At 60.0% G+C, this 24,815-nt stretch carries 25 protein-coding genes and 1 pseudogene; 21 read left to right on the top strand and 5 right to left on the bottom strand.

The genetic code is table 11. The annotated features are described in order from the left end of the window. Window positions 1–20: 20 nt before the first annotated feature. The gene (locus JFT63_RS16735) at window positions 21–359 is read right to left on the bottom strand and encodes a hypothetical protein (protein WP_057704632.1); all 339 of its coding nucleotides are present in this window, start codon (window positions 357–359) and stop codon (window positions 21–23) included. Between the two features lie 85 nt (window positions 360–444). Further along, window positions 445–1,641 (bottom strand): MFS transporter, encoded by a 1,197-nt coding sequence (locus tag JFT63_RS16740; protein WP_186562655.1) that lies wholly within the window; start codon window positions 1,639–1,641, stop codon window positions 445–447. A 189-nt stretch (window positions 1,642–1,830) separates the two neighbouring features. Here JFT63_RS16740 and JFT63_RS16745 point away from each other — a divergent pair, with 189 nt between their 5' ends. The 6 genes from JFT63_RS16745 to JFT63_RS16770 all read left to right on the top strand — a co-directional run bounded on the left by JFT63_RS16745 (window position 1,831) and on the right by JFT63_RS16770 (window position 7,759). Continuing rightward, window positions 1,831–2,310 carry a GNAT family N-acetyltransferase gene (locus JFT63_RS16745; RefSeq protein WP_057704631.1) on the top strand — a complete coding sequence of 160 codons (480 nt, stop codon included), beginning with the start codon at window positions 1,831–1,833 and terminating at the stop codon, window positions 2,308–2,310. 149 nt (window positions 2,311–2,459) lie between these two features. Further along, a complete protein-coding gene (locus tag JFT63_RS16750; protein ID WP_198844325.1) occupies window positions 2,460–3,281 on the top strand; it encodes an SDR family oxidoreductase in 822 nt (273 codons plus the stop codon). Window positions 3,282–3,313: 32 nt separating this feature from the next. Beyond that, the gene (locus JFT63_RS16755) at window positions 3,314–4,294 is read left to right on the top strand and encodes a substrate-binding domain-containing protein (RefSeq protein ID WP_198844326.1); all 981 of its coding nucleotides are present in this window, start codon (window positions 3,314–3,316) and stop codon (window positions 4,292–4,294) included. Then, complete coding sequence (gene araG / locus JFT63_RS16760) at window positions 4,291–5,790, top strand: L-arabinose ABC transporter ATP-binding protein AraG (protein WP_198844327.1); 1,500 nt, start codon at window positions 4,291–4,293, stop codon at window positions 5,788–5,790. Before JFT63_RS16755 ends, araG begins: the two co-directional genes overlap by 4 nt. An 18-nt stretch (window positions 5,791–5,808) precedes the next feature. After that, entirely contained in the window at window positions 5,809–6,774 is a 966-nt protein-coding gene (araH, locus tag JFT63_RS16765; RefSeq protein WP_057701119.1) for an L-arabinose ABC transporter permease AraH, read from the top strand. A 181-nt stretch (window positions 6,775–6,955) separates the two neighbouring features. Next, on the top strand, window positions 6,956–7,759 hold the full coding sequence (locus tag JFT63_RS16770; RefSeq protein WP_198706917.1) for an IclR family transcriptional regulator: 804 nt from the start codon (window positions 6,956–6,958) through the stop codon (window positions 7,757–7,759). Here the strand turns inward: JFT63_RS16770 and JFT63_RS16775 are convergent, their stop codons facing one another. After that, window positions 7,760–8,812: an NAD(P)-dependent alcohol dehydrogenase gene (locus JFT63_RS16775; protein ID WP_198844328.1), complete on the bottom strand. Its 1,053-nt coding sequence runs from the start codon at window positions 8,810–8,812 to the stop codon at window positions 7,760–7,762. Window positions 8,813–8,994: 182 nt separating this feature from the next. On the opposite strand from JFT63_RS16775, the gene JFT63_RS16780 reads away from it, so the two are divergent. Beyond that, a complete protein-coding gene (locus tag JFT63_RS16780; protein ID WP_057701116.1) occupies window positions 8,995–9,888 on the top strand; it encodes an AraC family transcriptional regulator in 894 nt (297 codons plus the stop codon). Window positions 9,889–10,039: 151 nt separating this feature from the next. On the opposite strand, the gene JFT63_RS16785 is transcribed toward JFT63_RS16780, so the two are convergent. Beyond that, window positions 10,040–11,704 (bottom strand): electron transfer flavoprotein-ubiquinone oxidoreductase, encoded by a 1,665-nt coding sequence (locus tag JFT63_RS16785; RefSeq protein WP_198706915.1) that lies wholly within the window; start codon window positions 11,702–11,704, stop codon window positions 10,040–10,042. A gap of 484 nt (window positions 11,705–12,188) precedes the next feature. Between JFT63_RS16785 and JFT63_RS16790 the strand changes: the two genes are divergently transcribed. The 14 genes and pseudogenes from JFT63_RS16790 (at window position 12,189) to JFT63_RS16855 (ending at window position 23,852) form a co-directional block, all read left to right on the top strand. After that, window positions 12,189–12,938, top strand: coding sequence for an electron transfer flavoprotein subunit beta/FixA family protein (locus JFT63_RS16790; protein WP_198706914.1), 750 nt, complete (start codon window positions 12,189–12,191; stop codon window positions 12,936–12,938). A 2-nt stretch (window positions 12,939–12,940) separates the two neighbouring features. Beyond that, window positions 12,941–13,870: an electron transfer flavoprotein subunit alpha/FixB family protein gene (locus JFT63_RS16795; RefSeq protein WP_034120769.1), complete on the top strand. Its 930-nt coding sequence runs from the start codon at window positions 12,941–12,943 to the stop codon at window positions 13,868–13,870. A 164-nt stretch (window positions 13,871–14,034) separates the two neighbouring features. After that, window positions 14,035–14,850, top strand: coding sequence for a substrate-binding periplasmic protein (locus JFT63_RS16800; protein ID WP_198844329.1), 816 nt, complete (start codon window positions 14,035–14,037; stop codon window positions 14,848–14,850). Window positions 14,851–14,859: 9 nt separating this feature from the next. Further along, window positions 14,860–15,222, top strand: a complete 363-nt coding sequence (locus JFT63_RS16805) for a DUF4398 domain-containing protein (RefSeq protein ID WP_057701113.1) — start codon at window positions 14,860–14,862, stop codon at window positions 15,220–15,222. Beyond that, window positions 15,219–16,031 carry an OmpA family protein gene (locus tag JFT63_RS16810; RefSeq protein WP_057701112.1) on the top strand — a complete coding sequence of 271 codons (813 nt, stop codon included), beginning with the start codon at window positions 15,219–15,221 and terminating at the stop codon, window positions 16,029–16,031. Before JFT63_RS16805 ends, JFT63_RS16810 begins: the two co-directional genes overlap by 4 nt. 258 nt (window positions 16,032–16,289) lie before the next feature. After that, a complete protein-coding gene (locus JFT63_RS16815) occupies window positions 16,290–17,729 on the top strand; it encodes an aminotransferase-like domain-containing protein (RefSeq protein ID WP_005790467.1) in 1,440 nt (479 codons plus the stop codon). 93 nt (window positions 17,730–17,822) lie between these two features. Then, a complete protein-coding gene (locus tag JFT63_RS16820; protein WP_057701111.1) occupies window positions 17,823–18,314 on the top strand; it encodes a hypothetical protein in 492 nt (163 codons plus the stop codon). 164 nt (window positions 18,315–18,478) lie between these two features. Further along, a complete protein-coding gene (locus JFT63_RS16825; protein WP_186558271.1) occupies window positions 18,479–18,733 on the top strand; it encodes a YkgJ family cysteine cluster protein in 255 nt (84 codons plus the stop codon). Between the two features lie 41 nt (window positions 18,734–18,774). Further along, window positions 18,775–19,380, top strand: a complete 606-nt coding sequence (locus tag JFT63_RS16830) for an START domain-containing protein (RefSeq protein WP_186558272.1) — start codon at window positions 18,775–18,777, stop codon at window positions 19,378–19,380. Between the two features lie 79 nt (window positions 19,381–19,459). Continuing rightward, window positions 19,460–19,720 carry a hypothetical protein gene (locus JFT63_RS16835; RefSeq protein WP_198844330.1) on the top strand — a complete coding sequence of 87 codons (261 nt, stop codon included), beginning with the start codon at window positions 19,460–19,462 and terminating at the stop codon, window positions 19,718–19,720. Between the two features lie 213 nt (window positions 19,721–19,933). Next, the gene (locus JFT63_RS16840) at window positions 19,934–20,275 is read left to right on the top strand and encodes a ribonuclease E inhibitor RraB (protein ID WP_005790456.1); all 342 of its coding nucleotides are present in this window, start codon (window positions 19,934–19,936) and stop codon (window positions 20,273–20,275) included. Window positions 20,276–20,711: 436 nt separating this feature from the next. Then, window positions 20,712–22,121, top strand: a pseudogene (locus JFT63_RS16845) (circularly permuted type 2 ATP-grasp protein). Between the two features lie 4 nt (window positions 22,122–22,125). Continuing rightward, on the top strand, window positions 22,126–23,073 hold the full coding sequence (locus tag JFT63_RS16850; RefSeq protein ID WP_057701106.1) for an alpha-E domain-containing protein: 948 nt from the start codon (window positions 22,126–22,128) through the stop codon (window positions 23,071–23,073). Further along, window positions 23,070–23,852, top strand: coding sequence for a transglutaminase family protein (locus JFT63_RS16855; protein WP_186558275.1), 783 nt, complete (start codon window positions 23,070–23,072; stop codon window positions 23,850–23,852). Before JFT63_RS16850 ends, JFT63_RS16855 begins: the two co-directional genes overlap by 4 nt. Window positions 23,853–23,955: 103 nt before the next feature. Here the strand turns inward: JFT63_RS16855 and JFT63_RS16860 are convergent, their stop codons facing one another. Continuing rightward, entirely contained in the window at window positions 23,956–24,756 is an 801-nt protein-coding gene (locus JFT63_RS16860; protein WP_198844331.1) for a c-type cytochrome, read from the bottom strand. Window positions 24,757–24,815: the final 59 nt, after the last annotated feature.

Consider the following 24,815-nt stretch of genomic DNA (forward strand, 5'->3'; position numbering starts at 1 on the left):
TCCGTCTTGCCAGGGATGCATCAAGGCGCAGGTTGTTTCGGTGCGCCCGGCAGGTTCGAGTCGTCGCCTTTATTGATCTTCGGCTCATTGACCGATGGGCCCATTTTGCCGTTGCCGACGGCAGCCGGGGCCTGGCGCTGGGTATCATGGCCTTGGGTGCGAGGGTCTGCACCGTTGGTATTGTCGATGATCGCGCCGCCGTTGGTATCCAGCCCGGTGCCCATGGATTTCTGCGATTCAGTCGTTGCATCGGGTGTTGGGTCGGTGGGGCCGGTCGACGAAGTTGCGGCAAAGGCGCTCAGGGACGCAGCGGACAGCAGGCCGGTGAGGGCGAGGGCAGCAAATTTGGAATTTTTCATGAGGGTGTCTCCATATGATTAATGTCCTTACCCTTTATTGGTCAGCCACCCTTGGCTGTTCGTGCCTTGAGGGCGACGAACGGTATTAGCTCACCTGTATCACTTTATGTATCGATACTCGCCGCACGATCAGGCGCGCCACGGTGATCGACCAGTTCAGTGCGGCGATGACCAGTACGCTCAGCAACATTGTCGACAGGCCGAATTCGACAATCATCTTGCCCGCGAGCCACGGAAACCCGAAGACGCCAATAAAGTACGCCAGGCTGAACAGCAATAACGCCTGGGGCATGGTGCCGTTGGGCGCTTCACTGGCCACCAGCCCATTGATCACCGAGTACGTCAGGCCATACCCGAACCCCAGCGTGGCGGCGGCCACCAGGTAACTGACGTTACCGCTCACCCCGAACGCGAATAGTGCAACCGCGCCAAACATGACCCCGGACAATACGCACGCAGCCTGGTAGGCATCACGCTTGACCACAAAGCCGGCGATCAGCAGCCGGCTGGTGATCGCAGCGCTCAAGAAGCCTGCGAAGAACAGCGAGTAATCCAGTTGATGGGCCAGCGCATAGCTGGTCTGGAATGACGACAGCCCACCAAACACGCAGCCACCCAGGCCGACCATCAAAATGGCGAATGCCGCCTTGGACGTCAGGACGCGCCGGCTTGCTGTCCAGGTGATCTTCGACGCCGGTACATTTGTGTGCTGTTTGAACTGCGCGCCCATGCGCCAGAACATCACAACCCCGGCGAGGCTGGCCAACCCGGCAATATAGAACGCAGTCGTCAAGGGCAAGCCCAGCGCGGTGGCGGCACGCCCAAGCAACGGGCCCGAACCGATCCCGCTCAACATGCTGCCGGACAGCAGGGCAAAAAACTTGGCACGCTGCTGGGGTTGAACCAGCAGCGTCACGATGATCGGCCCCAGGGTATAGAACACGCCCCAGCCCAAACCCAGGGACAATCCGAACAGCATCAGGCCCTGGCCAAACCCGGGTGACAGGGCAAACCCGAGGCACGCCACCACCAGCAATACACCCGTGCCCGCAATCGCTCGCGCTGCGCCCAGCGCATCTGCCAGGTGCCCGGAAACGACCACCGCCACAAATGTGCTGAGCATTGCCGTGGCAATGACGCTGCCGGCGTCGTGCTCATTGCCGCCGCGTGAGTGAATCAACAGCGACAGTAAAAAGGTCGAGCCGTAGGACAGCGACAATAAAAAACTGGCGAGGCAAAACAGTGCGAATGTCTTCGCGCCAACTGGAGACGTGGCGGGCATGAGCAGGACCTGAATGTTGGAATTATGCCGACTGTTTAACATGGGCGCTCATCAGGATAGTTCTGTGATTACTGATGCTGGCATTGCTCTGGGGCGGAGTAAAAACACCCGCGTCGGCGTGAAATTGCGCTGCAATCGGTCATCAAACCGCCTTAGTATGTGGGCTTTGAAATTGCCCAAGGCGCGCCCATGACCATCGAGATTCGCCCCGCCGTACCCAGCGATGCTGCGCAGATCCTGAGTTTCATCACCGAGCTTGCCGAATATGAGAAAGCCCGGCACGAAGTGATCGCCAGCGTGGTGGATATCGAACGCAGCCTGTTCAGCGAGGGCGCTACCGCCCACGGCCTTATCTGCCTGCGCGACGGTTTGCCGATTGGTTTTGCCGTGTTCTTTTTCAGCTACTCCACCTGGCTGGGCAGCAACTGCCTGTACCTGGAAGACTTGTATATCAACCCGGAGCAACGCGGCGGCGGGGCGGGTAAGAAGCTGTTGCGCCACTTGGCGAAGATCGCCTGCGATAACGGCTGCGGGCGTTTCGAGTGGAGCGTGCTGGACTGGAATGAACCGGCGATTGCTTTCTACAAATCCATCGGCGCGCAGCCTCAGGAAGAATGGGTGCGCTATCGCATGGAAGGCGATGCACTGAGGGATTTTGCCCAAGGCTGACCGACAGTCGAAACCGGCCATCTATGGCCGGTTTTTTTATGTTCTCTCTCACAATGTGGGATGTAAATTTATATATTGAGATATTTCAAGGTCTGGGTTTATAGTCGCCTGCATCAGCACTCACTACCAAAAATAAAACAGGTGAAGCGATGCAGGCACAACCGTTGTCCCTACCTGCCGTGCCCGAGCCTACTTACGGCGAACGGTTGAAGAACAAGGTGGTGATCATCACCGGCGCTGCGCAAGGCATTGGCGAGGCAATAGTGGCGTGCTTCCAGGCCCAGCAGGCGCGGTTGGTGATTGCGGACATCCAGGGCGAAAAAATCGAAAAGATCGCCGCCCATTGGCGCGAACGCGGCGCCCAGATTTACGCACAGCCCGTAGATATCACCTCCAGGGCGCAATGGCAGGCGCTGGTCGACCTCGCCATCGAGCGCTTCGGCCGTGTGGACGTGCTGGTCAATTGCGCCGGGGTCAATGTGTTTCGCGACCCGCTGGAAATGACCGACGAGGATTGGCGCCGCTGTTTCGCTATCGACCTCGATGGTGCCTGGTACGGTTGCCGTGCGGTGCTGCCGCATATGATCGCGCAGGGCATCGGCAACATCATCAATATTGCCTCCACCCATTCCAGCCACATCATCCCCGGCTGTTTTCCTTATCCCGTCGCCAAGCATGGCCTGCTCGGCCTCACTCGCGCCCTGGGCATCGAATACGCGCCCAAGGGCATCCGCGTAAACGCGATCGCCCCGGGCTATATCGAAACCCAGCTGAACGTCGACTACTGGAACGGGTTCCCCGACCCCCACGCCGAACGCCAGCGCGCGTTTGACCTGCACCCGCCCAAGCGCATCGGCCAACCCGTTGAGGTGGCGATGACTGCGCTGTTTCTGGCGACCGACGAGGCCCCCTTTATCAACGCCACTTGCCTGATGATCGATGGCGGGCGTTCGGTGATGTACCACGACTGAATCGTTTTTCAATAACAAAAAAGAGGTGGTTCATGTTCAAGAAGACTCTTGGCGCTGTGGCGCTGGCGATGGTGTTCAGCGGCTTTGTTTCGGCTGAAGAAGTGAAGATCGGCTTTCTGGTCAAGCAGGCCGAAGAGCCGTGGTTCCAGACTGAATGGGCCTTTGCCGAAAAAGCCGGCAAGGAGCATGGCTTCACCGTGATCAAGATCGCCGTGCCCGATGGCGAGAAGACCCTCTCGGCCATCGACAGCCTGGCTGCCAACGGCGCCAAGGGTTTTGTGATCTGCCCACCAGACGTGTCCCTGGGCCCGGCCATCGTCGCCAAGGCCAAGGTCAACGGCCTGAAAGTGATGGCCGTGGATGACCGCTTTGTCGATGCCAAGGGCAACTTCATGGAGGACGTGCCGTACCTGGGCATGGCTGCGTTTGAAGTGGGCCAGAAGCAGGGCGCGGCGATGGCCGCCGAAGCGAAAAAACGCGGTTGGGACTGGAAGGACACCTATGCGGTGATCAACACCTTCAACGAACTCGACACCGGCAAGAAGCGCACCGACGGCTCGATCAAATCCCTGGAAGACGCCGGTATCCCCAAGGACCACATCCTCACCGCCGCGCTTAAAACCCTCGACGTACCCGGCAGCATGGACGCCAGCAACTCGGCGCTGGTCAAACTGCCAAGCGGCGCGAAAAACCTGATCATCGGCGGCATGAACGACAACACGGTGCTGGGCGGCGTGCGCGCCACCGAAAGTGCCGGCTTCAAGGCGGCCAATGTGATCGGCATCGGCATCAATGGCACCGACGCCATTGGCGAATTGAAGAAGGCCGACAGCGGCTTCTTCGGCTCCATGCTGCCCAGCCCGCACATTGAGGGTTACAACACCGCGCTGGCGATGTACGAGTGGGTCACCACCGGCAAGGAACCGGCTAAATACACCGCGATGGACGAAGTGACCCTGATTACCCGCGAGAACTTCCAGGCGGAACTGACCAAAATCGGGTTGTGGAAATGACCGCTGCGGCCCTTCGTTTTGACGCTATCGGCAAAACCTTTCCCGGGGTCAAGGCGCTGGACGGCATCAGCTTCACCGCCCACCCCGGGCAGGTACACGCCTTGATGGGCGAGAACGGTGCGGGCAAGTCGACGCTGCTGAAAATCCTCGGCGGCGCCTACATTCCCAGCAGCGGCAACGTGCAGATCGGCGCGCAGGTCATGGCGTTCAAAAACGCGGCCGACAGCATTGCCAATGGCGTGGCGGTGATCCACCAGGAACTGCACCTGGTGCCGGAAATGAGCGTGGCCGAGAACCTGTTTCTCGGGCATTTGCCGACGCGTTTTGGCGTGGTCAATCGCGGTTTGCTGCGTCAGCAGGCACTGGCGTGTCTCAAGGGCCTGGCCGATGAGATCGACCCCGACGAGAAGCTCGGGCGCCTGTCCCTGGGCCAGCGTCAACTGGTGGAAATCGCCAAGGCGCTGTCCCGCGGCGCCAACGTGATTGCCTTTGACGAACCCACCAGCAGCTTGTCGGCCCGGGAAATCGACCGCTTGATGGCGATCATCGCGCGCCTGCGCGACGAAGGCAAAGTGGTGCTCTACGTGTCGCACCGCATGGAAGAAGTGTTCCGTATCTGCGACGCGGTGACGGTGTTCAAGGACGGTCGCTACGTGCGCACGTTCGAAGACATGAGCACGCTGACCCACGACCAGTTGGTGACCTGCATGGTCGGTCGCGATATCCAGGACATCTACGACTACCGCCCGCGCGAGCAGGGCGAGGTGGCGCTCAAGGTGAACGACCTGCTCGGTCCGGGCTTGCGCGAGCCGATCAGCTTTGCGGTGCGCAAAGGCGAGATCCTGGGCCTGTTCGGGCTGGTGGGGGCAGGGCGCACCGAGCTGTTTCGCCTGCTCAGCGGCCTGGAGCGCGTCAGTGCCGGCAGCCTGGAACTGTGCGGGCAAGCGCTGCAATTGCGCTCGCCCCGCGACGCCATCGCCGCCGGCATTCTGCTGTGCCCGGAGGACCGCAAGAAAGAGGGAATCATCCCGCTGGGCAGCGTCGCGGAAAACATCAACATCAGCGCCCGGGGCGCCCATTCCCGCTTTGGCTGGCTGTTGCGCGAGGGCTGGGAGAAGGGCAACGCCGAGCGGCAGATCCAGGCGATGCGGGTCAAAACCCCGAACGCGGCGCAGAAGATCATGTACCTCTCCGGCGGCAATCAACAGAAAGCCATTCTCGGCCGCTGGCTGTCGATGCCGATGAAGGTGCTGCTGCTTGATGAACCCACCCGCGGTATCGACATCGGCGCCAAGTCAGAGATCTACCAGATCATCCATAACCTGGCGGCCAGCGGCATTGCGGTGATCGTGGTGTCCAGCGACCTGATGGAAGTGATGGGTATTTCCGACCGCATCCTGGTGATGAGCGAAGGCGCCCTGAGCGGTGAATTGCCCCGCGCGCAAGCGGATGAAGCGCGCCTGTTGCAACTGGCGCTCCCGCGTTCGCGGGCTTGAAGAACAAGAGGGTTGGTTATGTCTGAAGTAAAAACTGCAAAGGGTTTCTGGCCGGGGTTCAACCAGCGCAAATTCCTCGACGACTGGGTGATGCTGTTGGCAGCGTTGAGCATCTTTGTGCTCAGCGCGGTGTTTATCGACAACTTCCTTTCGCCCCTGAACATGCGTGGCCTGGGGCTGGCGATTTCCACGGTAGGCATTGCCGCGTGCACCATGCTGTTTTGCCTGGCGTCAGGGCACTTCGACTTGTCGGTGGGGTCGGTGATCGCCTGTGCCGGGGTGGTGGCGGGTATCGTGATCCGTGACACCGACAGCGTGGTGCTCGGTGTGTCGGCGGCACTGGCCATGGGCCTGGTGGTGGGGCTGATCAACGGCATCGTGATTGCCAAGCTGCGCATCAATGCGTTGATTGCCACTCTGGCGACCATGCAGATCGTGCGCGGCCTGGCGTACATCTTCTCCAACGGTAAGGCCGTGGGGGTGATGAATGAGGACTTCTTCGTATTCGGCAACGGCCAACTGATGGGCGTACCGGTGCCGATCATCATCACTGTGCTGTGTTTCATGTTCTTCGGCTGGCTGCTCAACTACACCACCTATGGGCGCAACACCATGGCCATTGGCGGCAATCAGGAAGCGGCGTTGCTGGCCGGGGTCAATGTCGACCGCACCAAGATCATCATCTTCGCCGTACACGGTCTGATCGGTGCTTTGGCCGGGGTGATCCTCGCGTCGCGCATGACCTCGGGTCAACCGATGATCGGCCAGGGGTTCGAGCTGACGGTGATTTCGGCCTGTGTGCTGGGTGGGGTGTCCCTTAGTGGCGGCATCGGCATGATCCGCCATGTGATTGCCGGGGTGCTGATCCTGGCGATCATTGAGAATGCGATGAACCTGAAGAACATCGATACCTTTTACCAGTACGTGATTCGCGGCTCGATCCTGCTGCTGGCGGTCATCATCGACCGCATGAAGCAACGCTGATGTTCGCCCTGTGAAGATCAAACTGTGGGAGCTGGCTTGCCTGCGATAGCGGTGTGTCAGCCAGCCCATCTTTAATTGGCCCACCGCCATCGCAGGCAAGCCAGCTCCCACCTTGGAACTCCTGTGTTCAGGAGGGCGGTATTTGCCATAATGCCCCCGCTTTCATACTTATAGGCCCGATATGCAGGAAAACGCCCACACCCCCGTCAAAGACGCCGCCCCCACCGGCACCCAGACCCTGTTGCGCGGCCTGGGGGTTGTGCAAGCGGTGGCGGCTGGTGCGCGGGATCTCAAGGAGATCGCCCGGCGCATCGGCACCACGCGCAGCACGACGCACCGCCTGGCCAGTTGCCTGGTAGACGAGCGTTACCTGCGTGTGGTGCCCCAGGTCGGTTATCTGCTGGGGCCCAAGCTGATCGAGTTGGGGTTCCAGGCCCGTGAAGAGTTGCCCTTGGTGAACCTGGCGGTGCCTTACCTGGATGAATTGTCGGCGCTCACCGGCGACACCATTCACCTGGCGATCCGTGAATACGACGACGTGCTTTACCTGCACAAGAACCCAGGCCGCAATGGCCCGGAAATGCGCTCGCGGGTCGGCCACCGTATGCCGCTGGCGCGCACCGGTATCGGCAAGGCGTTGTTGTTGGATGATTCACCGCAGGAGTGGCAGCGTCTGTACCACGCCAGCTTGCCGGCGACGGGCAAGAGCCTGCAATGGCCGCAACACCCGGAGCAATCCTGGGCGCAGTTCGAACAGCGCATGGGCGAATATGTAGCGGGCGGGTATGCGTTCGACCTGGAAGACAATGAACCGTCGATCCGCTGTGTGGCCGCACCGGTGCGTGATGCCGGCGGGCGAATTGTCGCCGGCATCAGCATCGCCAGCACCGTGCCCTACATGCCGCTGGAGAAAATGGCCGAGCTGATCCCTGTGATCAAACAGGTTGCAGCCCGGCTGTCAGCGGAGTTGGGCGCCAAAGCCTGATCAGGCTTTGAGGCTTGCCATGTCGATGACAAAGCGGTACTTCACGTCACCGGCGATCATGCGCGTGTAAGCCTCGTTGATCTGGCGGATGTCGAGCATTTCGATGTCGCAGGTGATGTTGTGCTCGGCGCAGAAATCCAGGACTTCCTGGGTTTCGGCAATGCCGCCGATCAGCGAGCCGGCCAGCACTTTACGGCCCAATACCAGCTTGGCGGCATTGACGGGCGGGTCCACCGGTTCGATCAGGCCGACCAGGATATGCACGCCGTCAAAGCGCAGTACATCGAGGTAGGGGTTCAGGTCGTGCTGCACCGGGATGGTGTCGAGCAGGAAATCGAAGTGCCCGGCAGCGGCTTTCATCTGCTCGGCATCGGTGGACACGATCACGTGGTCGGCGCCCTGGCGGCGGCCTTCCTCAGCCTTGCTCGCCGAGCGGGTGAACAGCGTCACTTCGGCACCCATGGCCTTGGCGAACTTGATGCCCATGTGGCCCAGACCGCCCATGCCGAGAATCCCGACTTTGTCGCCGGCCTTCACGCCGTAGTGCTTGAGCGGCGAGTAAGTGGTGATACCTGCACACAGGATCGGCGCGGCGCTGGCCAGGTCTAGCTTGGCCGGGATCTTCACCACGAAATGCTCGCTGACCACGATGCTGTCGGAGTAACCGCCCATGGTGTTGCTGCCATCCACGCGGTCCGCAGTGGCATAGGTCATGGTCGGGCCTTCGAGGCAGTATTGCTCAAGGTCCGATTGGCAGGCTTCGCAGTGGCGGCACGAGTCGACCATGCAGCCCACGCCAACCAGATCACCGACTTTGTGCGCGGTGACGTTGGCGCCGACGGCGGTGACCTTGCCGACAATTTCATGGCCCGGCATCAGCGGGTACACGGCAATGCCCCACTCGTTGCGAGCCTGGTGGATATCGGAGTGGCACACGCCACAGTAAAGGATCTCGATGGCGACGTCATCGACACGCGGGCTGCGGCGTTCAAACGACATAGGGGCGAGGGGAGTGGTGGCCGATTGGGCGGCATAACCGATGGCGGTGTACATGAAGAACCTCGCAAAAAAGCAATGACAAGTGAGGCGGGCCATTCTGCGTAACGAGCGTACAGGCGGCCATGGCGATTGCTCCGAGTCTCATGCCTATTCGTCCGGCACTGCCTCAAGTTTGGATGTATTGGCCGCCAGACCTGCGATCATGCTCTCATCCCTAATTCGCGAAGTTTTTTGCCATGCTGCTGACCCGCCATCTCGATGCCAACGCCACCCTGGTCGCCTTGATTGAGGGGCTTGCATCCCGCGACGGTTTTTCCCCGACTCACCTGCCCGGTGTAAAGGTATTGCGCGCCAGTTGCGACGTGGCGCGCGGGCCGCAGATCTACGAGCCGAGCCTGATGTTCGTGGCCCAAGGCAGCAAAGTCGCGTACCTGGGCCCGCGTACCCTGGAATATGGCGCCGGGCATTATCTGATCCAGGCCATGCCGGTGCCGTTCGAGTGCGAAACATTTGCCATGGCCCCGGGGGCGCCGTTGCTCGGCGTGACGGTCGGCATTGATCGAGTGGTGTTGGGCGAGTTGGTGATCGCCATGGGCATGCAGGCCGGACCGCCGCCGACGGCGCAGACATTGGAGTCAATGAGCTCGGTGGTGCTCGATGACGCCATGCGCGGGTGCGTTGAACGGCTTTTGCAGTGCCTGCACGATCCGCTGGAAAGCCGGATCATGGGCCCGGCGCGGGTGCGCGAATTGTTGTTCACCGCCTTACGCGGGCCACAGGCCGATGTGCTGCGTGCACTGGTGGAACAACAGGGGCAGTTTTCGCGCATCGCCACCTCATTGAATCACCTGCATGCCCATTACGCCGAACCGCTGAATATCGAGACGCTGGCGGGGTATGCGCACATGAGCGCGTCGACGTTTCATGAGCATTTCAAGCGCTGCACCTTGCTGTCGCCGGTGCAGTACCTAAAGCGCCTGCGGTTATTGAAGGCCCAGCAGTTGCTGCTGGTGGAAGGCATGAGTGTGGCGCAGGCGGCGCACAAGGTGGGGTACCAGAGTACGTCGCAGTTCAGCCGGGAGTACAAACGCTATTTCCTGCGCAACCCGGGCGAAGAGCGTGCCGCCTGACACCACAAGGTCATTGTGTGGCTTGCCTGCGATAACGGTGGGTCAGCCATACATTTGGCACCTGAAGACCGCCATCGCAGGCAAGCCAGCTCCCACATCGCCCACAAAAAAGGCTCCCATCTCGGGAGCCTTTTCTGGTTAAGCGAACGACTTACATATTCGGGTAAGTCGGCCCACCCGCACCTTCTGGCGTTACCCAGGTGATGTTCTGCGAAGGGTCCTTGATGTCACAGGTCTTGCAGTGCACGCAGTTCTGGGCGTTGATCTGGAAGCGCTTCTCGCCGTCCTCCTTGGTCACCACTTCATACACGCCGGCCGGGCAGTAGCGCTGCGCCGGTTCATCGTAGAGCGGCAAGTTGGTGCCGATCGGGATGCTTGGGTCTTTGAGCTTCAAGTGGCACGGCTGCTCTTCTTCATGGTTGGTGCCAGAGATGAACACCGAGCTCAGCTTGTCGAAGCTCAACTTGCCGTCCGGTTTGGGGTAGTCGATCTTCTGGCTGTCTTTGGCCAGCTTCAGGCAGGCGTAGTCCGGCTTGGTGTCGTGCAGGGTGAAGGGGATCTTGCCGCCGAAAATGTTCTGGTCGAGCCAGTTGAAACCGCCGCCGATGATCGCGCCAAACTTGTGCACGGCCGGGCCGAAATTACGGCTGGCGAACAGTTCTTCGTACAGCCAGCTGGCTTTGAAGCTGTCGACATAGGTGGTCAGCTCATCACCGCCTTCAGATTCGGCAAACAGGCGGTCGGCCACCGCGTCGGCGGCGAGCATGCCGGACTTCATCGCGGTGTGACTGCCCTTGATCTTGGCGAAGTTCAGGGTGCCCAGATCGCAACCGATCAGCGCGCCGCCCTTGAAGACCATCTTCGGCAGCGAATTCAGGCCACCTTTGCAGATCGCACGGGCGCCATAGCTGACCCGCTTGCCGCCTTCCAGGTACTGGGCCAGCACCGGGTGATGCTTGAGGCGCTGGAATTCATCGAACGGCGAGAGGAAGGTGTTGCTGTAAGACAGGTCGACGATCAGACCGACCACGACTTGATTGTTTTCCAGGTGATAGAGGAACGAGCCACCGGTGTTCTCGTTACCCATGATGTCCAGCGGCCAACCGGCGGTATGTACCACCAGGCCTGGCTGATGCTTGGCTGGATCGATTTCCCAGATTTCCTTCAAGCCGATGCCGTAGTGCTGGGCGTCGGCATCGCTGTCCAGGTTGAAGCGCTGGATCAGTTGCTTGCCGATATGCCCGCGGCAACCTTCGGCGAACAGCGTGTATTTGCCACGCAACTCCATGCCTGGGGTGTACAGGCCGTCCTTGGGCTTGCCTTCGCGGTCGACGCCGAGGTCGCCAGTGATGATCCCGCGCACCACGCCGTTTTCATCGAACAGCGCCTCCTGGGCGGCGAAGCCCGGGTAGATTTCCACGCCCAGGTTCTCGGCCTGCTGGGCCAGCCAGCGGCACAGGTTGCCCAGGGAAATGATGTAGTTGCCTTCGTTGTGCATGGTCTTGGGCACAAAGAAGTCGGGAACCTTGGTGGAGGTGTCGCTGCTGCGCAGTACATAGATGTCATCACGCACCACCGGGGTGTGGAGCGGGGCGCCGAGGGCTTTCCAGTCCGGGAACAATTCGTTCAGGGCGCGGGGTTCAAACACAGCACCGGAGAGGATGTGGGCGCCGACTTCGGAGCCTTTCTCGACCACGCAGACGCTGATTTCCTTACCGGCTTCGGCGGCCTTCTGCTTCAGTCGGCAGGCGGCAGACAGGCCCGCCGGGCCGGCGCCGACGATGACCACGTCGAATTCCATGTATTCGCGTTCCACAGGCTATCTCCTACTCAAGGCTCAACAGGCTTTTTTTTCTAATGGGTGGAGGTTCGGTATCGTCCTGCACAACGGCAAGACCCACCTGTCTCTCTAGGTGGCGCATTATATATAGACCACTGGCAGCGTCCAATACAAACGTTTGTTTGAATTGCCCGCAGCCTAGGTAAATCAAAGCGACGGGGCTTATGACTGACCATTTTGCCGTATTGACCAGAATAGGCGTTCCGGTCAAGATACGGTCGGTTTCGCGCTTCCCGTAGGCAGACTGCAGGTTTCAAGAGCACGTCCAAAGGTAAGCTGGTGTGCAGTTTACACGCCGCGATAAAGAATGACCTCTCAGTCACCGCTGACGAACGGTCATCATTTTCCCGTGTGCAAGGCCACTGCCGAGGTCTTTGGAGGTGCCCTTGTGTGCCGATGAGCATCAACCGCCAGGTTCGCCTAGGCGACTTTCTTTTCACCGGAGAGTAACGAGGAATCCATGAAGGTTCTTGTAGCTGTCAAACGCGTTGTCGATTACAACGTGAAAGTTCGCGTCAAGGCGGACAATTCCGGCGTCGACCTTGCTAACGTCAAGATGTCGATGAACCCTTTCTGCGAAATCGCTGTGGAAGAAGCCGTACGCCTGAAAGAGAAAGGCGTTGCGACTGAAATCGTCGTGGTGTCCATCGGTCCGACCACTGCCCAAGAGCAGCTGCGTACCGCTTTGGCCCTGGGCGCCGACCGCGCCATTCTGGTGGAGTCTGCTGAAGATCTGACCTCCCTGGCCGTTGCCAAACTGCTCAAGGCCGTTGTCGACAAGGAACAGCCTCAGCTGGTGATCCTGGGCAAACAAGCCATCGACAGCGACAACAACCAGACTGGCCAGATGCTGGCTGCACTGACCGGTTACGGCCAGGGCACCTTCGCTTCGAAAGTCGAAGTGAGCGGCGACAGCGTTGCGGTCACCCGTGAAATCGACGGCGGCGCCCAGACGGTTTCCCTGAAACTGCCGGCTATCGTCACCACCGACCTGCGTTTGAACGAGCCGCGTTATGCGTCCCTGCCAAACATCATGAAAGCCAAGAAGAAGCCGCTTGAGTCGGTGACTCCGGACGCTTTGGGCGTTTCCACCGCCTCCACCAACAAGACCATCAAAGTTGAAGCGCCGGCTGCACGCAGCGCGGGCATCAAGGTCAAGTCGGTGGCTGAACTGGTCGAGAAACTGAAAAACGAAGCGAAGGTAATCTAATCATGACTATCTTGGTAATCGCTGAACACGACAACAAGGTACTGGCCCCGGCCACCCTGAACACCGTGGCCGCTGCCGCTAAAATCGGTGGGGACATCCACGTGCTGGTTGCTGGTCAGGGCGCTGGCGCCGTGGCTGAAGCGGCTGCAAAAATCGCAGGCGTGAGCAAAGTCCTGAACGCTGACAATGCCGCTTATGCGCATCAGCTGCCGGAAAACGTTGCACCGCTGGTCGCCGAGCTTGGCGCTGGCTACAGCCACATCCTGGCCGCCGCTACCTCCAACGGCAAAAACATCCTGCCACGCGTTGCCGCGCAGCTGGACGTTGACCAGATCTCCGAGATCATCTCGGTAGAAAGCGCCGACACCTTCAAGCGCCCGATCTACGCCGGTAACGCCATCGCTACCGTGCAGTCCAACGCCTCGGTCAAGGTCATCACCGTACGCGCCACCGGTTTCGACCCGGTTGCTGCCGAAGGTGGCTCGGCTGCCGTTGAAGCCGTCTCCGCTGCCCACGACGCTGGCACTTCCAGCTTCGTCGGCGAAGAGCTGGCCAAGTCGGACCGTCCTGAACTGACCGCTGCCAAGATCGTCGTTTCCGGCGGGCGTGGCATGCAGAACGGTGACAACTTCAAACACCTGTACGCCCTGGCCGACAAGCTGGGTGCTGCGGTCGGCGCTTCCCGCGCAGCCGTCGACGCAGGCTTCGTACCCAACGACATGCAGGTCGGCCAGACCGGCAAGATCGTTGCGCCACAGCTGTACATTGCCGTCGGTATCTCCGGCGCTATCCAGCACTTGGCCGGTATGAAAGATTCCAAGGTGATCGTTGCGATCAACAAGGACGAAGAAGCGCCGATCTTCCAGGTCGCCGATTATGGCCTGGTGGCGGACTTGTTCGAAGCCGTACCTGAGTTGGAGAAGCTGGTCTAATCCAGCCACTTCACTTATAAAGAGCCCGGTCTTGTGACCGGGCTTTTTTATTCCCTGTAGGAGCGAGCTTGCTCGCGAAAAATTCCCAGGCGCCGCATTTATTCAGAAAGCACGCGTTATCGTTGACGTTTTCGCGAGCAAGAACTTTTACGGAGAAACATGCCATGGAACTGCGCCCCTGGACTGTACTGCTGGGCCTTGCGCTGCTGCCGAGCCTGACGCTCGCCGCCGGCAAGTGCGAGCGCCTGGTGATCACCGGCAGCCCGGACGCACCGCCCTTGCTGTGGCGCGACCCTCAAGACCCCACGCACCTGATTGGCGCCACCGCCGACGTGCTGCAACAAGTGGGCAAAGAGCTTGGGCTTAAAATCGACCTGCTCTATGGTGGCAAACGCTCCCTGGCCCTGGATGAAGCGCGCAGCGGGCGTATGGACATCCTCGCTGACGCGCCGTTGAATCTGGGTGAACTGGACAATTTCGACTACATCCATCCCGCGTTGGTGCAGACCGATTATTTGGTGTGGACGCGCAAGGATTCGCCGCTGGTCTACACCACGACCGCTGACCTGCACGGCCACAAGGGCGCGGTATCGGAGCGCGCCCGTTTAAGCGCTGAATTCGAAACTTTCGCCGGCCAGCAGCTCAGCCTGCAACGCTTGCCGAATCTCACGCCAGCGTTCCAGAAACTGCTGTTGGGTGAAGTGGACTACGTGCTGGCGGGGCGCTATTCCGGCATGGCCATGGCCCAGACCTTGGGCATGAGTAACGACTTGGTCGCCCACTCGGTGCCTGTCGACCAGCCCGGCCTGTACCTGGCGATTTCGCACAACTCCGCCTGCAATGATCCGTGGCTGCGCGGACAGTTGACTAAAAAGATGACAGAATTGCCCGCCTCCGGTGTCGCGCAAGCCGCGCTGCAGCGCAACCTGGAGCGCTGGAAGGCGCAATTGCAACAACCCGTCGGTACCCCAATAAAGTAGGGATTTACAGTGATTTTTCGACCTCTTCTCGCGGCCCTTGCCGTTGTCGCTCTGGCGGGATGTGCAACCGATCCTGCGCCGAATGAACAAATGCGCCTGACCCAGCAAGCCCTGGAGCAAGCCAACGCGGTCGGGGTCAACGCCGATGAATCGCCCGAGCTGAAACTGGCCGAAGAAAAATTCGCCAGGGCCAAGTCCAACATGGCCGACCAATCCTTCAAACGCGCGCGTATGCGGGCCGAGCAGGCCGAGCTGGATGCGCGCCTGGCCGAGGCAAAAGTGCTGACCGCCAAGAGCCAGGAACAATTGAACGTGCTTAATACCCGTATCACTCGCCTGCGCAAGCAACTGCAACTGGGAGACGCGCAATGAGCCCGATGATCCGTGGTTTGAGCTGTGCGTTGCTCTTGGGCAGCGCGGCCCTGGGCGGGTGCGCCAGCCAGCCCAGCAGCGAGCAGGCATTGCAACAGGCGGGCGATGACTTCCAGAAGGTCAAGGAAGACGCCAACGTGCTGCGCTTTGCGCCCAAGGATGTGATCCGCGCCGGCGAGTCCCTGGCCCGTGCCGATCGCCTGTCCAGCTACTGGGGCAGCGGCTCCGACGTGGTGCATTACGCCTACCTGAGCCAGCGCTACAGTGCCATCGCCCGTGAACACACCGAGCAGGGCCTCAATGCCGAGCGCGGCGCCCAGCTTGAGTTGGAGCGTCAGCGCCTGCAACTGGCCCTGCGCGAAAACAAGCTGGCCAGTGTGCAGCAGCAGGGCAAGTGGGTTGAAGCGCAGATCGCCAGCCTCACCACCCAGACCGACCGAGGCCTGGTGATGACCCTGGGGGATGTGCTGTTCGACACCGGCGAAGCCGAACTGCAAAACTCGGCCAGCCGCACCGTGCTCAAGATCGTGCAGTTTCTGCAACTGAACCCCAAGCGTCGGGTGCGTATCGAGGGCTACACCGACAACACCGGGGGCGAGCAGGAGAACCTCAAACTGTCTCGCGACCGTGCCCAATCGGTGGCAGACCTGTTGATGGACCTGGGGGTCGACGACAAGCGTATCGAAGTCCAGGGTTACGGTGACCAGTACCCGGTAGAAGCCAACGCCTCCGAGCGTGGCCGCGCGCAGAACCGCCGGGTGGAAATCGTGTTCTCTGACGAGAAGGGCCAACTGGGCGCCGCTCGCTAACAGCCATCGCCTTCTGTAGGAGCGAGCTTGCGCGCGAAAAACGTCAACGATAACGCGTACTTCCTGAAGAAACGCGGCGTCCATGAGTTTTTCGCGAGCAAGCTCGCTCCTAAAGTTTGTCGGGCGTACTCCCTTTACAGTTTTTGCTGTCACTCCCGCCCGCGCTCGACTATTGTGACAACTGTCCCCGTACACTTCTAAACTGTGCTGGTATGTTTCACACAAAAATAAAATAGCCGTGAAATCGAGTGCTGCGTCATGACCAATCTGTTGCTTTACCAACGCATTGCCCAGCAACTGGCTGAGGACATCCGGCGCGGTGTCTACCAACCGGGAGAGCGCGTGCCCTCTGTGCGCAAGATGAGCTCCCAGCTGAATGTGAGCCATGCCACGGTATTGCAGGCCTACGCTAACCTGGAAGACCAGGGGCTGATTCGGGCGCGGCCGCAATCGGGTTATTACGTGCACCAGACCCCGGCACTTACGGCGCCGACGCCAGACATCGCCCGGGTCGAGCGCCCGGGGTTGGTGACCCGCAGCAGCATCATCCAGCAGGTGTTGGTCGAGTCACGCCGTGAAGGGGTATTCCCCTTGGGCGCAGCTGTGCCGAGTGTGGACTACCTGCCGGTACGGGCGCTGCACCAGCAGTTGGCCAAGGTCACGCGGTTCCAGAGCCCACGGGCGTTCAGCTACATGTTCAGCCCCGGCTTTGAACCGTTGCGCCGCCAGGTGGCGATCCGTATGCGCGATGCCGGTGTGGTCGTCGACCCCAGCGAAGTAGTGATCACCCATGGCTGTGTTGATGCGTTGCAGATGTCTTTGCGCGTACTGACCCGGCCCGGCGACTTGATCGCCGCCGAATCCCCGACTTACTACGGCTTGCTGCAACTGGCCGATTTGCTCGGCCTCAAAGTCATCGAGATCCCCAGCGACCCCGCCACGGGCATGAGCCTGGAAGCCCTGCAATTGGCGGCCAACCAGTGGTCGATCAAAGCGTTGGTGCTGACCACGCGCCTGAGCAACCCCCTGGGCGGCACCATGCCCGAGGAGCGGCAGAAGCAATTGCTGCGCCTGGCTTCGGATTTCGATATCCAGATCGTCGAGGACGATATCTATGGCGAGCTGATGTTCGAACTGGGCCGCACCAAGGCCCTTAAAGCCTATGACCGCCTGGACCGGGTCATCTATTGTTCGAGCTTTTCCAAGACCTTATCCCCCGGCGTGCGCATTGGCTGGATGATCGCCGGTAAGTACCAGCAGGAGATTCAGCGCCTGCAAATGTTCAGCACTCATTCCGCGTGCAGCGTCACGCAGATGGGCGTGGCGGCCTACCTGGAAAACGGCGGCTACGACCGTCACCTGCGTTACATTCGCCAGGAGTACCGCAAGAACCTCAGCGCCTTCCAGCTGGCGGTGCAGCAATATTTCCCGGAAGGCACCCAGATGACCCGTCCGACCGGGGGCTTTATTTTGTGGGTCAGTTTGCCGGGGCGGGTCAATACCCAGGAGCTGCACGTGCGTGCCCTGCAACAGGGCATCAGCATTGCGCCGGGGTTGATCTTCAGTAATACCGAGCAATTCAACCACTGTATCCGTCTTAATTGCGGCACCCCGTGGAACCGCGAGGCAGAGCGGGCGTTGATGACCTTGGGTATGCTTGCCAGCCAGTTGTGCCAGGAGACGGCGGCGGGCTTTTGAGGGGTGCAAAGGGGACAGCGTTGATCTGTGCCCTTGTCATGCCGCGCACAACAAGCGAGCATATGGCCTTCTGCCGTTAATGCTGTTGGCGATATGACGTCTATTTTTCGCGTGACCTTGGTGATTGGCCTGTTAAGCCTGTGCAACGTTGCCCCTGTGCTGGCCGCAACGTCGGTGGCTGACGAAAAGCCCGCCGCGAGTGCCGAGCAAAAGTCGTCGGCCAAGCAGCCAACACCCGCCAAAAAAGCCCCGGCCACCGCAAAAAAAGCGGTGAAGACCAAAAAGCGCGCCCCTGTGGCGAGCAAGTCCAAGTCGGCCCGTGAAGTGGCCCAGACCAAACTGCCACCGGCACAGTTGGATCTGTCCCTGCCCTCCGACATGGTCAGGCTCTTGCAGCCGATCGGCACCATGCCCAAGCCCAAAAGCGTGCCCTTGCTACCGCCGATGTTCGGTGAAAAGCCCACCGACAACAGTGCATTTCAGATTAACGGCCGCTTGCTCAGCAATGAGATGAAGCTGCAACTGCGCAACGATGAGCGTCACGATGTAGAAGGCGCCGCGCTGGATTTCGAATTCAAGCAATAAAAAATCCTCAGTCACAGGTGACCCGGGTTGCCGACCATCTGTCGCAGACTGGTTGGTCACCTTTGTTTTGTGCGAAAAACCCCTGTTGGACCATTTTAAAACGGCTGTTTAAGGGCGTACTCTAGCCCGGCCATCCCTATTGAGTCGTCGAGGACCTGCTGGTCATGAAATGCCGTGAAGGCTGTGGCGCTTGCTGCATTGCCCCCTCTATCAGTTCACCGCTGCCGGGAATGCCCCAGGGTAAACCCGCAGGCGTGCGTTGCCTGCACCTGTCAGCGGAACAACTGTGCCAGTTGTTCGGTCAACCGGAACGTCCGGCTGTGTGCAGTGATTTCAAGGCCGATTTTGAGGTTTGTGGTAACGACCAGGCGGATGCGATTCGCTTGATCGGCTGGTGGGAGCAAATGACGGCGGCTTGATGGGCTTTACTATCGGAACTTCAACAACAAGGAATACAACGATGGGTTCGCTGAAACGAATGGCTGTGGTGTGCGGTTTTACGATGATGTTTGCGGCCACTGCCCAGGCTGAGGATTGGCAGGTTGCCAAGGACGAAGACGGCATCAAGATCTCGCTGAGCGAAATTGCCGGCTCCAAGTACAAAGCCTATCGCGGTGTGACAGTCATCAAGGCGCCGGTCGCCAAAATCCAGGCTTTGCAGGAAGACGTCGCAGGTGCCTGTGCGTGGATCCATGAATGCAAATCCCAGAAGCTCGTCGACAAGAAAGGCGATGAGGCATGGACCTACACCCAGTTCAAGGCGCCGTTCCCTGTGACGGATCGTGATTCGTATATCCACGTCACCACCACCAAAGCCGCTGACGGCAGCGTTACGCGCAAACTGGAGGGCGTGCCGACCTACAAGCCTGAAGAAAAAGGCTACGTGCGAGTGGCCCAGGTTGATGGCTTCTGGAAACTGGTACCCAAAGGCGCCAACGAAACTGAAGTGACCTATCAGGTACACACCGAGCCAGGCGGTAGTGTGCCGTCGTGGCTGGCCAACAAGTTCGTGGTGGACGCGCCGTTCAACACCTTGAAAGCCTTGAAGGAACACGCTGAAAAATAAGCGCTGTTGATCAGGTGCCTCCGGCCTTGAGTGGAACGTTTGGCGAGCCCTCAAGGTCAAGATACAAGTGAGCCCACCTATGGGTTTTATCGAGGAGGCACCGATGCCGAAGTGGAATGTTTCTTTCATCAATGACCGCGGCGAGCCGGTAGTCCAGCAATTCGACTGCGAGCATGAGCCGACCCTGGAAGAAGCCGCACAGATGGTGCGCGTGCGTGTGTCGCCGGTGTTAGAAAAGCTGGACCTTAACGACCTTGCCGATCGTGTTCCCGATCCCACGGTCAAGAGCCTGCATGATCAAAATGCTATCAAAGACCTCAGGGTCGAACCCGCAGCCTGAATATTTCCGTTAGCCCCCTCCAAGCACCTATGGTGGAGGTGCGAGCTTCGCGCTACTCTGCAATCGAGATCAGCGAATGAATCGCTAAGGTCTGGTCTTGTCAGCTACATGCTTGTTTTCCAGCGGTGTTGTTCCTGCCGTAGTACTCGCGCCAGTAGGGCGCGAGCTTCGGGAAGCACGGAAAGTCTATCCATCATTTGAGGAGCACTTTTCATGAGCACAGCCTATCAAGAAGACATCAGCACCAACGTGTTGCGCCGCATGAAAGAAGGCGGTTTTGATTTTTCGCGTTTTCACCCTATCGAGTTCTACGCCATTTTCCCGGATGAGGAACGGGCGCGCAGGGCTGCGGGTCGATTTCGTGGAGAGTCACTCAATGCCCAGGTCAGTGCGCGCGACGACGGCGCCTGGTACCTGGAGTTGAGCAAGGTCATGTTCGCCACCTACGATGGTATAGGAGACTTTGAGCAAGACTTTGAAGCGGTGGTCGAGCCGCTCGGCGGCATCATCGAAGGATGGGGCGTCAAGCAGGAGGTGCGTGGGTTACCCATGTAGCAAGTGTTATGAGCAGCGCAGCGTATCGGCTGACCTTTGGGTCGGCCGTTTTTGTTTTCAGAGCTGCACATCACAGTCTTGCGCGCAAAAAAAACCACCCGGATAGGGTGGCGGAAAGGGAACCTTGAGGAGTAAATCAGTACAACAGGTAACACATTACCGATTGCGCAAAAGCGTTAGCTGTAGGACATCTCCTGATCAGCTGATGGAAGGGATTATGTGGGGTGTCTGCCGAGCAGTGAAATCAACTCTGACTATGCGGGTGATAGTCAAAACGCGCGTTGCAATGAAGCGCCTCACCTCACAGCGGGCATTCTGCGCACCAGGACGGTGCGGCGGAACCGTTTTATTTATTCAACCCATTGATAAATAAGTGTTTATGTCGATGGCACGGGCCTTGCGAAGGTCCTTGCGTCCCAGTGACAAGGAGTACGGCATGATCCGCACTTATTACGATGAAATGTACGATGGGGCAGGGCAGGTGCGCCCCCATTACCGCGAGTTCGCCCGTTGGCTGGCCGATACCCCTGCCGAACTGTTGGCCCAGCGTCGCCGTGAAGCCGATTTACTGTTCCACCGTGCCGGTATCACCTTCACCCTCTACGGAGACGAGCAGGGCACCGAGCGCCTGATCCCCTTCGATACCATCCCGCGCAGCATTCCGGCCAGTGAATGGCGGATCGTCGAACGTGGCTGCATCCAGCGGGTCAAGGCGTTGAACATGTTCCTCGCCGACCTGTATCACGAACAGCGCATCATCAAGGCCGGTATCGTGCCCGCCGAACAGGTGCTGGCCAACGAGCAGTACCAGTTGGCGATGCAGGGCCTGGATCTGCACCGTGATCTGTACTCCCACATCTCTGGGGTAGATCTCGTACGTGATGGCGATGGCACCTACTAAGTGCTGGAAGACAACCTGCGCACGCCCAGCGGTGTCAGCTACATGCTTGAAGACCGCAAGATGATGATGCGCCTGTTCCCCGAGTTGTTCGCCGCCCAGCGCATCGCGCCCATCGACCATTACCCCAACCTGTTGCTCGATACCCTCAAAAGCGCCAGCCCTCTGGATAACCCCAGCGTGGTGGTGCTGACCCCGGGGCGCTTCAACAGTGCGTTCTTCGAACATGCCTTCCTGGCCCGGGAAATGGGGGTGGAACTGGTGGAGGGCGCGGATCTGTTTGTGCGTGATGACCGTGTGTTCATGCGCACCACCGACGGCCCCAAGGCGGTCGATGTGATCTACCGCCGGCTCGATGATGCCTTCCTCGATCCCTTGGCATTCAACCCCGACTCCATGCTCGGTGTGCCGGGCCTGCTCGCTGCCTATCGCTGCGGCAATGTGGTGCTGGCCAATGCCATCGGCACCGGGGTGGCGGACGATAAATCGGTGTATCCGTTCGTGACTGAAATGATCCGTTTCTATTTGGACGAAGAACCGATCCTGCAGAACGTGCCGACCTTTCAATGCCGCAAGCCTGACGAGTTGTCCCACGTGCTGGCCAATCTTCCCGACCTGGTGGTCAAGGAAACCCAGGGCTCCGGTGGCTACGGCATGTTGGTTGGTCCGGCGTCCACAACGGCCGAAATCGAAGCGTTCCGTGCGCGCATCAAGGCCAGGCCCCATGCCTATATCGCACAGCCGACCCTGTGTTTGTCTACTTGCCCGACCTTCGTTGATAACGGTATCGCGCCCCGACATATCGACCTGCGCCCGTTCGTGTTGTCCGGCAAGGAAACCCGGGTGGTACCGGGTGGCCTCACTCGCGTTGCGCTGCGCGAAGGCTCGCTGGTGGTCAACTCGTCCCAGGGCGGCGGCACCAAAGACACCTGGGTGGTCGAGGACTGATGCCATGTTGAGTCGAACTGCCTCGGATTTGTACTGGATGTCTCGCTACCTGGAACGCGCAGAAAACCTCGCGCGTATGCTGGATGTCAGCTATTCGCTGTCGTTGATGCCTCAGGATGGGCGCGGCGATGGCTTGCACGAACTGGCCATGCCGTTATTGATCACCGGCACGCTGGAGGATTACCACGCCCGTCATGGCGAACTTCATGCCGAGCGCCTGCTGCATTTTTTTGCGCTGGACGCGGCCAACCCGGCCAGCATCTACAGCTGCCTCGGTGCCGCGCGAGCCAGCGCCCATGCGGTGCGTGGGCGCATCACCGCCGACATGTGGGAAAACATCAACGCCACCTGGCTGGACATTCGCGACATCGCCCAACAGGGGCTGAGCCACTACGGCATGAGCCGGTTTTGTGAGTGGGTCAAGGAGCGCTCCCATCTGTTTCGGGGCGCCACTTACGGCACCATCATGCGCAACGATGCCTTCCGCTTTATCCGCCTGGGCACCTTTATCGAGCGCGCCGATAACACCCTGCGCCTGCTGGATGCCCGCTACGAAATGGCCGGCGACCAGGCGGCGCTCAGCGATGGTACGGCTCACGCGTATTACCAGTGGAGCGCGTTGCTGCGTGCGCTGTCGTCATTCGAGGCGTACACCGAGATTTATCGCGATGCCCCGGGGGCTCGGCAGGTCGCTGAGCTGCTGCTGTTACGGGCTGATGTTCCGCGCTCACTGCGAGCGTGCAGTGAAGAGATCGATCAGATCCTCGCCAGCCTGCCCGGCCTCAATGGTCGCCCTGCCCAGCGCCTGGCTGCCGAGATGGATGCGCGCCTGCGCTTTACCGCCATCGACGAAATCCTTGAGGAAGGCCTGCACGCCTGGCTGACCGACTTTATCCCCTTGGTCCGCCAGTTGGGCGACGCCATCTACAGTTCCTATCTGGAGGCGGCATGAGACTCTCCATCAGCCACGAAACCACCTACCACTACGAAGACCAGGTACGCGCCAGCATTCAATACCTGCGTCTTACACCCCACGACAGCGAGCGCCAGCACGTGCTCAGTTGGCAACTGGACCTGCCGCGCCCGGTGCGGGCGCAAGTGGACCCCTTCGGCAACATCCTGCATGTGCTGACTCTGGATGAACCCCACGACGCCATCATCATCGGCGCCCGTGGCCAGGTAGAAATTGATGAGCTGCGCGAAGCCGAGCACGAAAGCCAGTCTCCCTTTCCGTTCCTGCGCAGCACACGCCTGACCGAGCCCGACGAGGCCTTGCGCCGGTTTGCCGAACAACACTGTCATCAGCGTCGTGACCGCACGGCATTGATCGACCTGATGCAGGCTCTCAACCAGGCGATGATCTACACGCCTGGGGCTACCGCCGTCGATACCTGTGCCGCCCAGGCCTTCGCGGGCGCGGCAGGCGTGTGCCAGGACCATACCCATGCATTTCTGGCCTGCGCGCGCAGCCTGGGCATCGCGGCGCGGTATGTGTCGGGGTATTTGTACACCGAAGACAGCGCGCACCTGGCCAGCCATGCCTGGGCCGAAGCCTGGCTGGAGGGCGCCTGGTACAGCTTTGACGTGACCAACCAACTGGCCAGGCCGGAGCGGCACTTGAAGCTGGCCGTGGGCCTGGACTACCTCGACGCCTGCCCGGTCCGGGGCATGCGCCGTGGCGGTGGGCATGAGCAGATGCACGCCAAGGTATTCGTGGCGCCTCAGCAATAACCGATAACGGTAGGAGCGAGCTTGCTCGAGAAAAACGTTAACGATTACTCGGGGAGCCTGATAACCAACGATGCTCTCAGGTTTTTCGCGAGCAAGCTCGCTCCTACAACTTGCGGCCCGCCATGTGCCGCAGATAATCCACCAGCAAATCCAACTCATTGTCTGGCAATACACTTGCCGTGAACGCTGGCATTTTCGCTTGTGGCCAATGCCTCAGGCTTTGCGGGTCGCGGATGTAACGCTTGAGGAAATCTGCGCTGAAATACTCGGTGGGGTTGTAGGGCACATTCAGGTCCGGGCCCATCTGGGCATCACCGCCGCCGTTGAGGCGATGGCACGCCAGGCAGTTCTTCTGGAACAACGCAAAGCCTTGGTTGATTGGGTCGTTCGCCGCCAGCTTCGGGTCGGGCAATAACGCCGGAAAACGCTCGCCAACCGTCTGCAACTGCTTGAATTTTGATACCTGGAACGGCCACTGTTCCGGGCTGATATGCCCGGCTTGAGGGTTGGTCCAGACCAGATAGAACGGTCCGGCGCTGGGTTTGCCCTGTGCCAGCGCCGGCCACGGATGGGCCGGGTCTTCCACGGCCAGCCAGGCGCGGGCACCGTTTTTTTCCAGTAACGGCGCGGCGGCAAGTTCGGCGGCAAAACCATCAAGGGCAACGGCTTGCAGGTGGTTCGCAGGTTTAAGGCCCGGTAAGAGCAGCGCGAGGGGCACCGCGCGATAGGTCATAGTGCGCTTGTAGGACACATCATCGACGATCTGCACCGTCTGTGCGCCCGGGTGCTTGAGCAACTCGGCGGTTTGCCAGGTTTTTTGGCTGTGGTCCAACTCGATGGTCAACTGTGCCGCCGCCGCAGGCAGGCTCAGCAGCAGGGCAAAAAGGGCGAGGATCGGTTTCAAGGCACAGGCCCCGTTGCGAGAGAGTGAGGGCGCACACGATAACGGAAAACGGCAGGTAA

Source organism: Pseudomonas sp. MF7453 (genome assembly GCF_016405455.1).
In the GTDB taxonomy this organism is placed as follows: Bacteria; Pseudomonadota; Gammaproteobacteria; order Pseudomonadales; family Pseudomonadaceae; genus Aquipseudomonas; species Aquipseudomonas paralactis.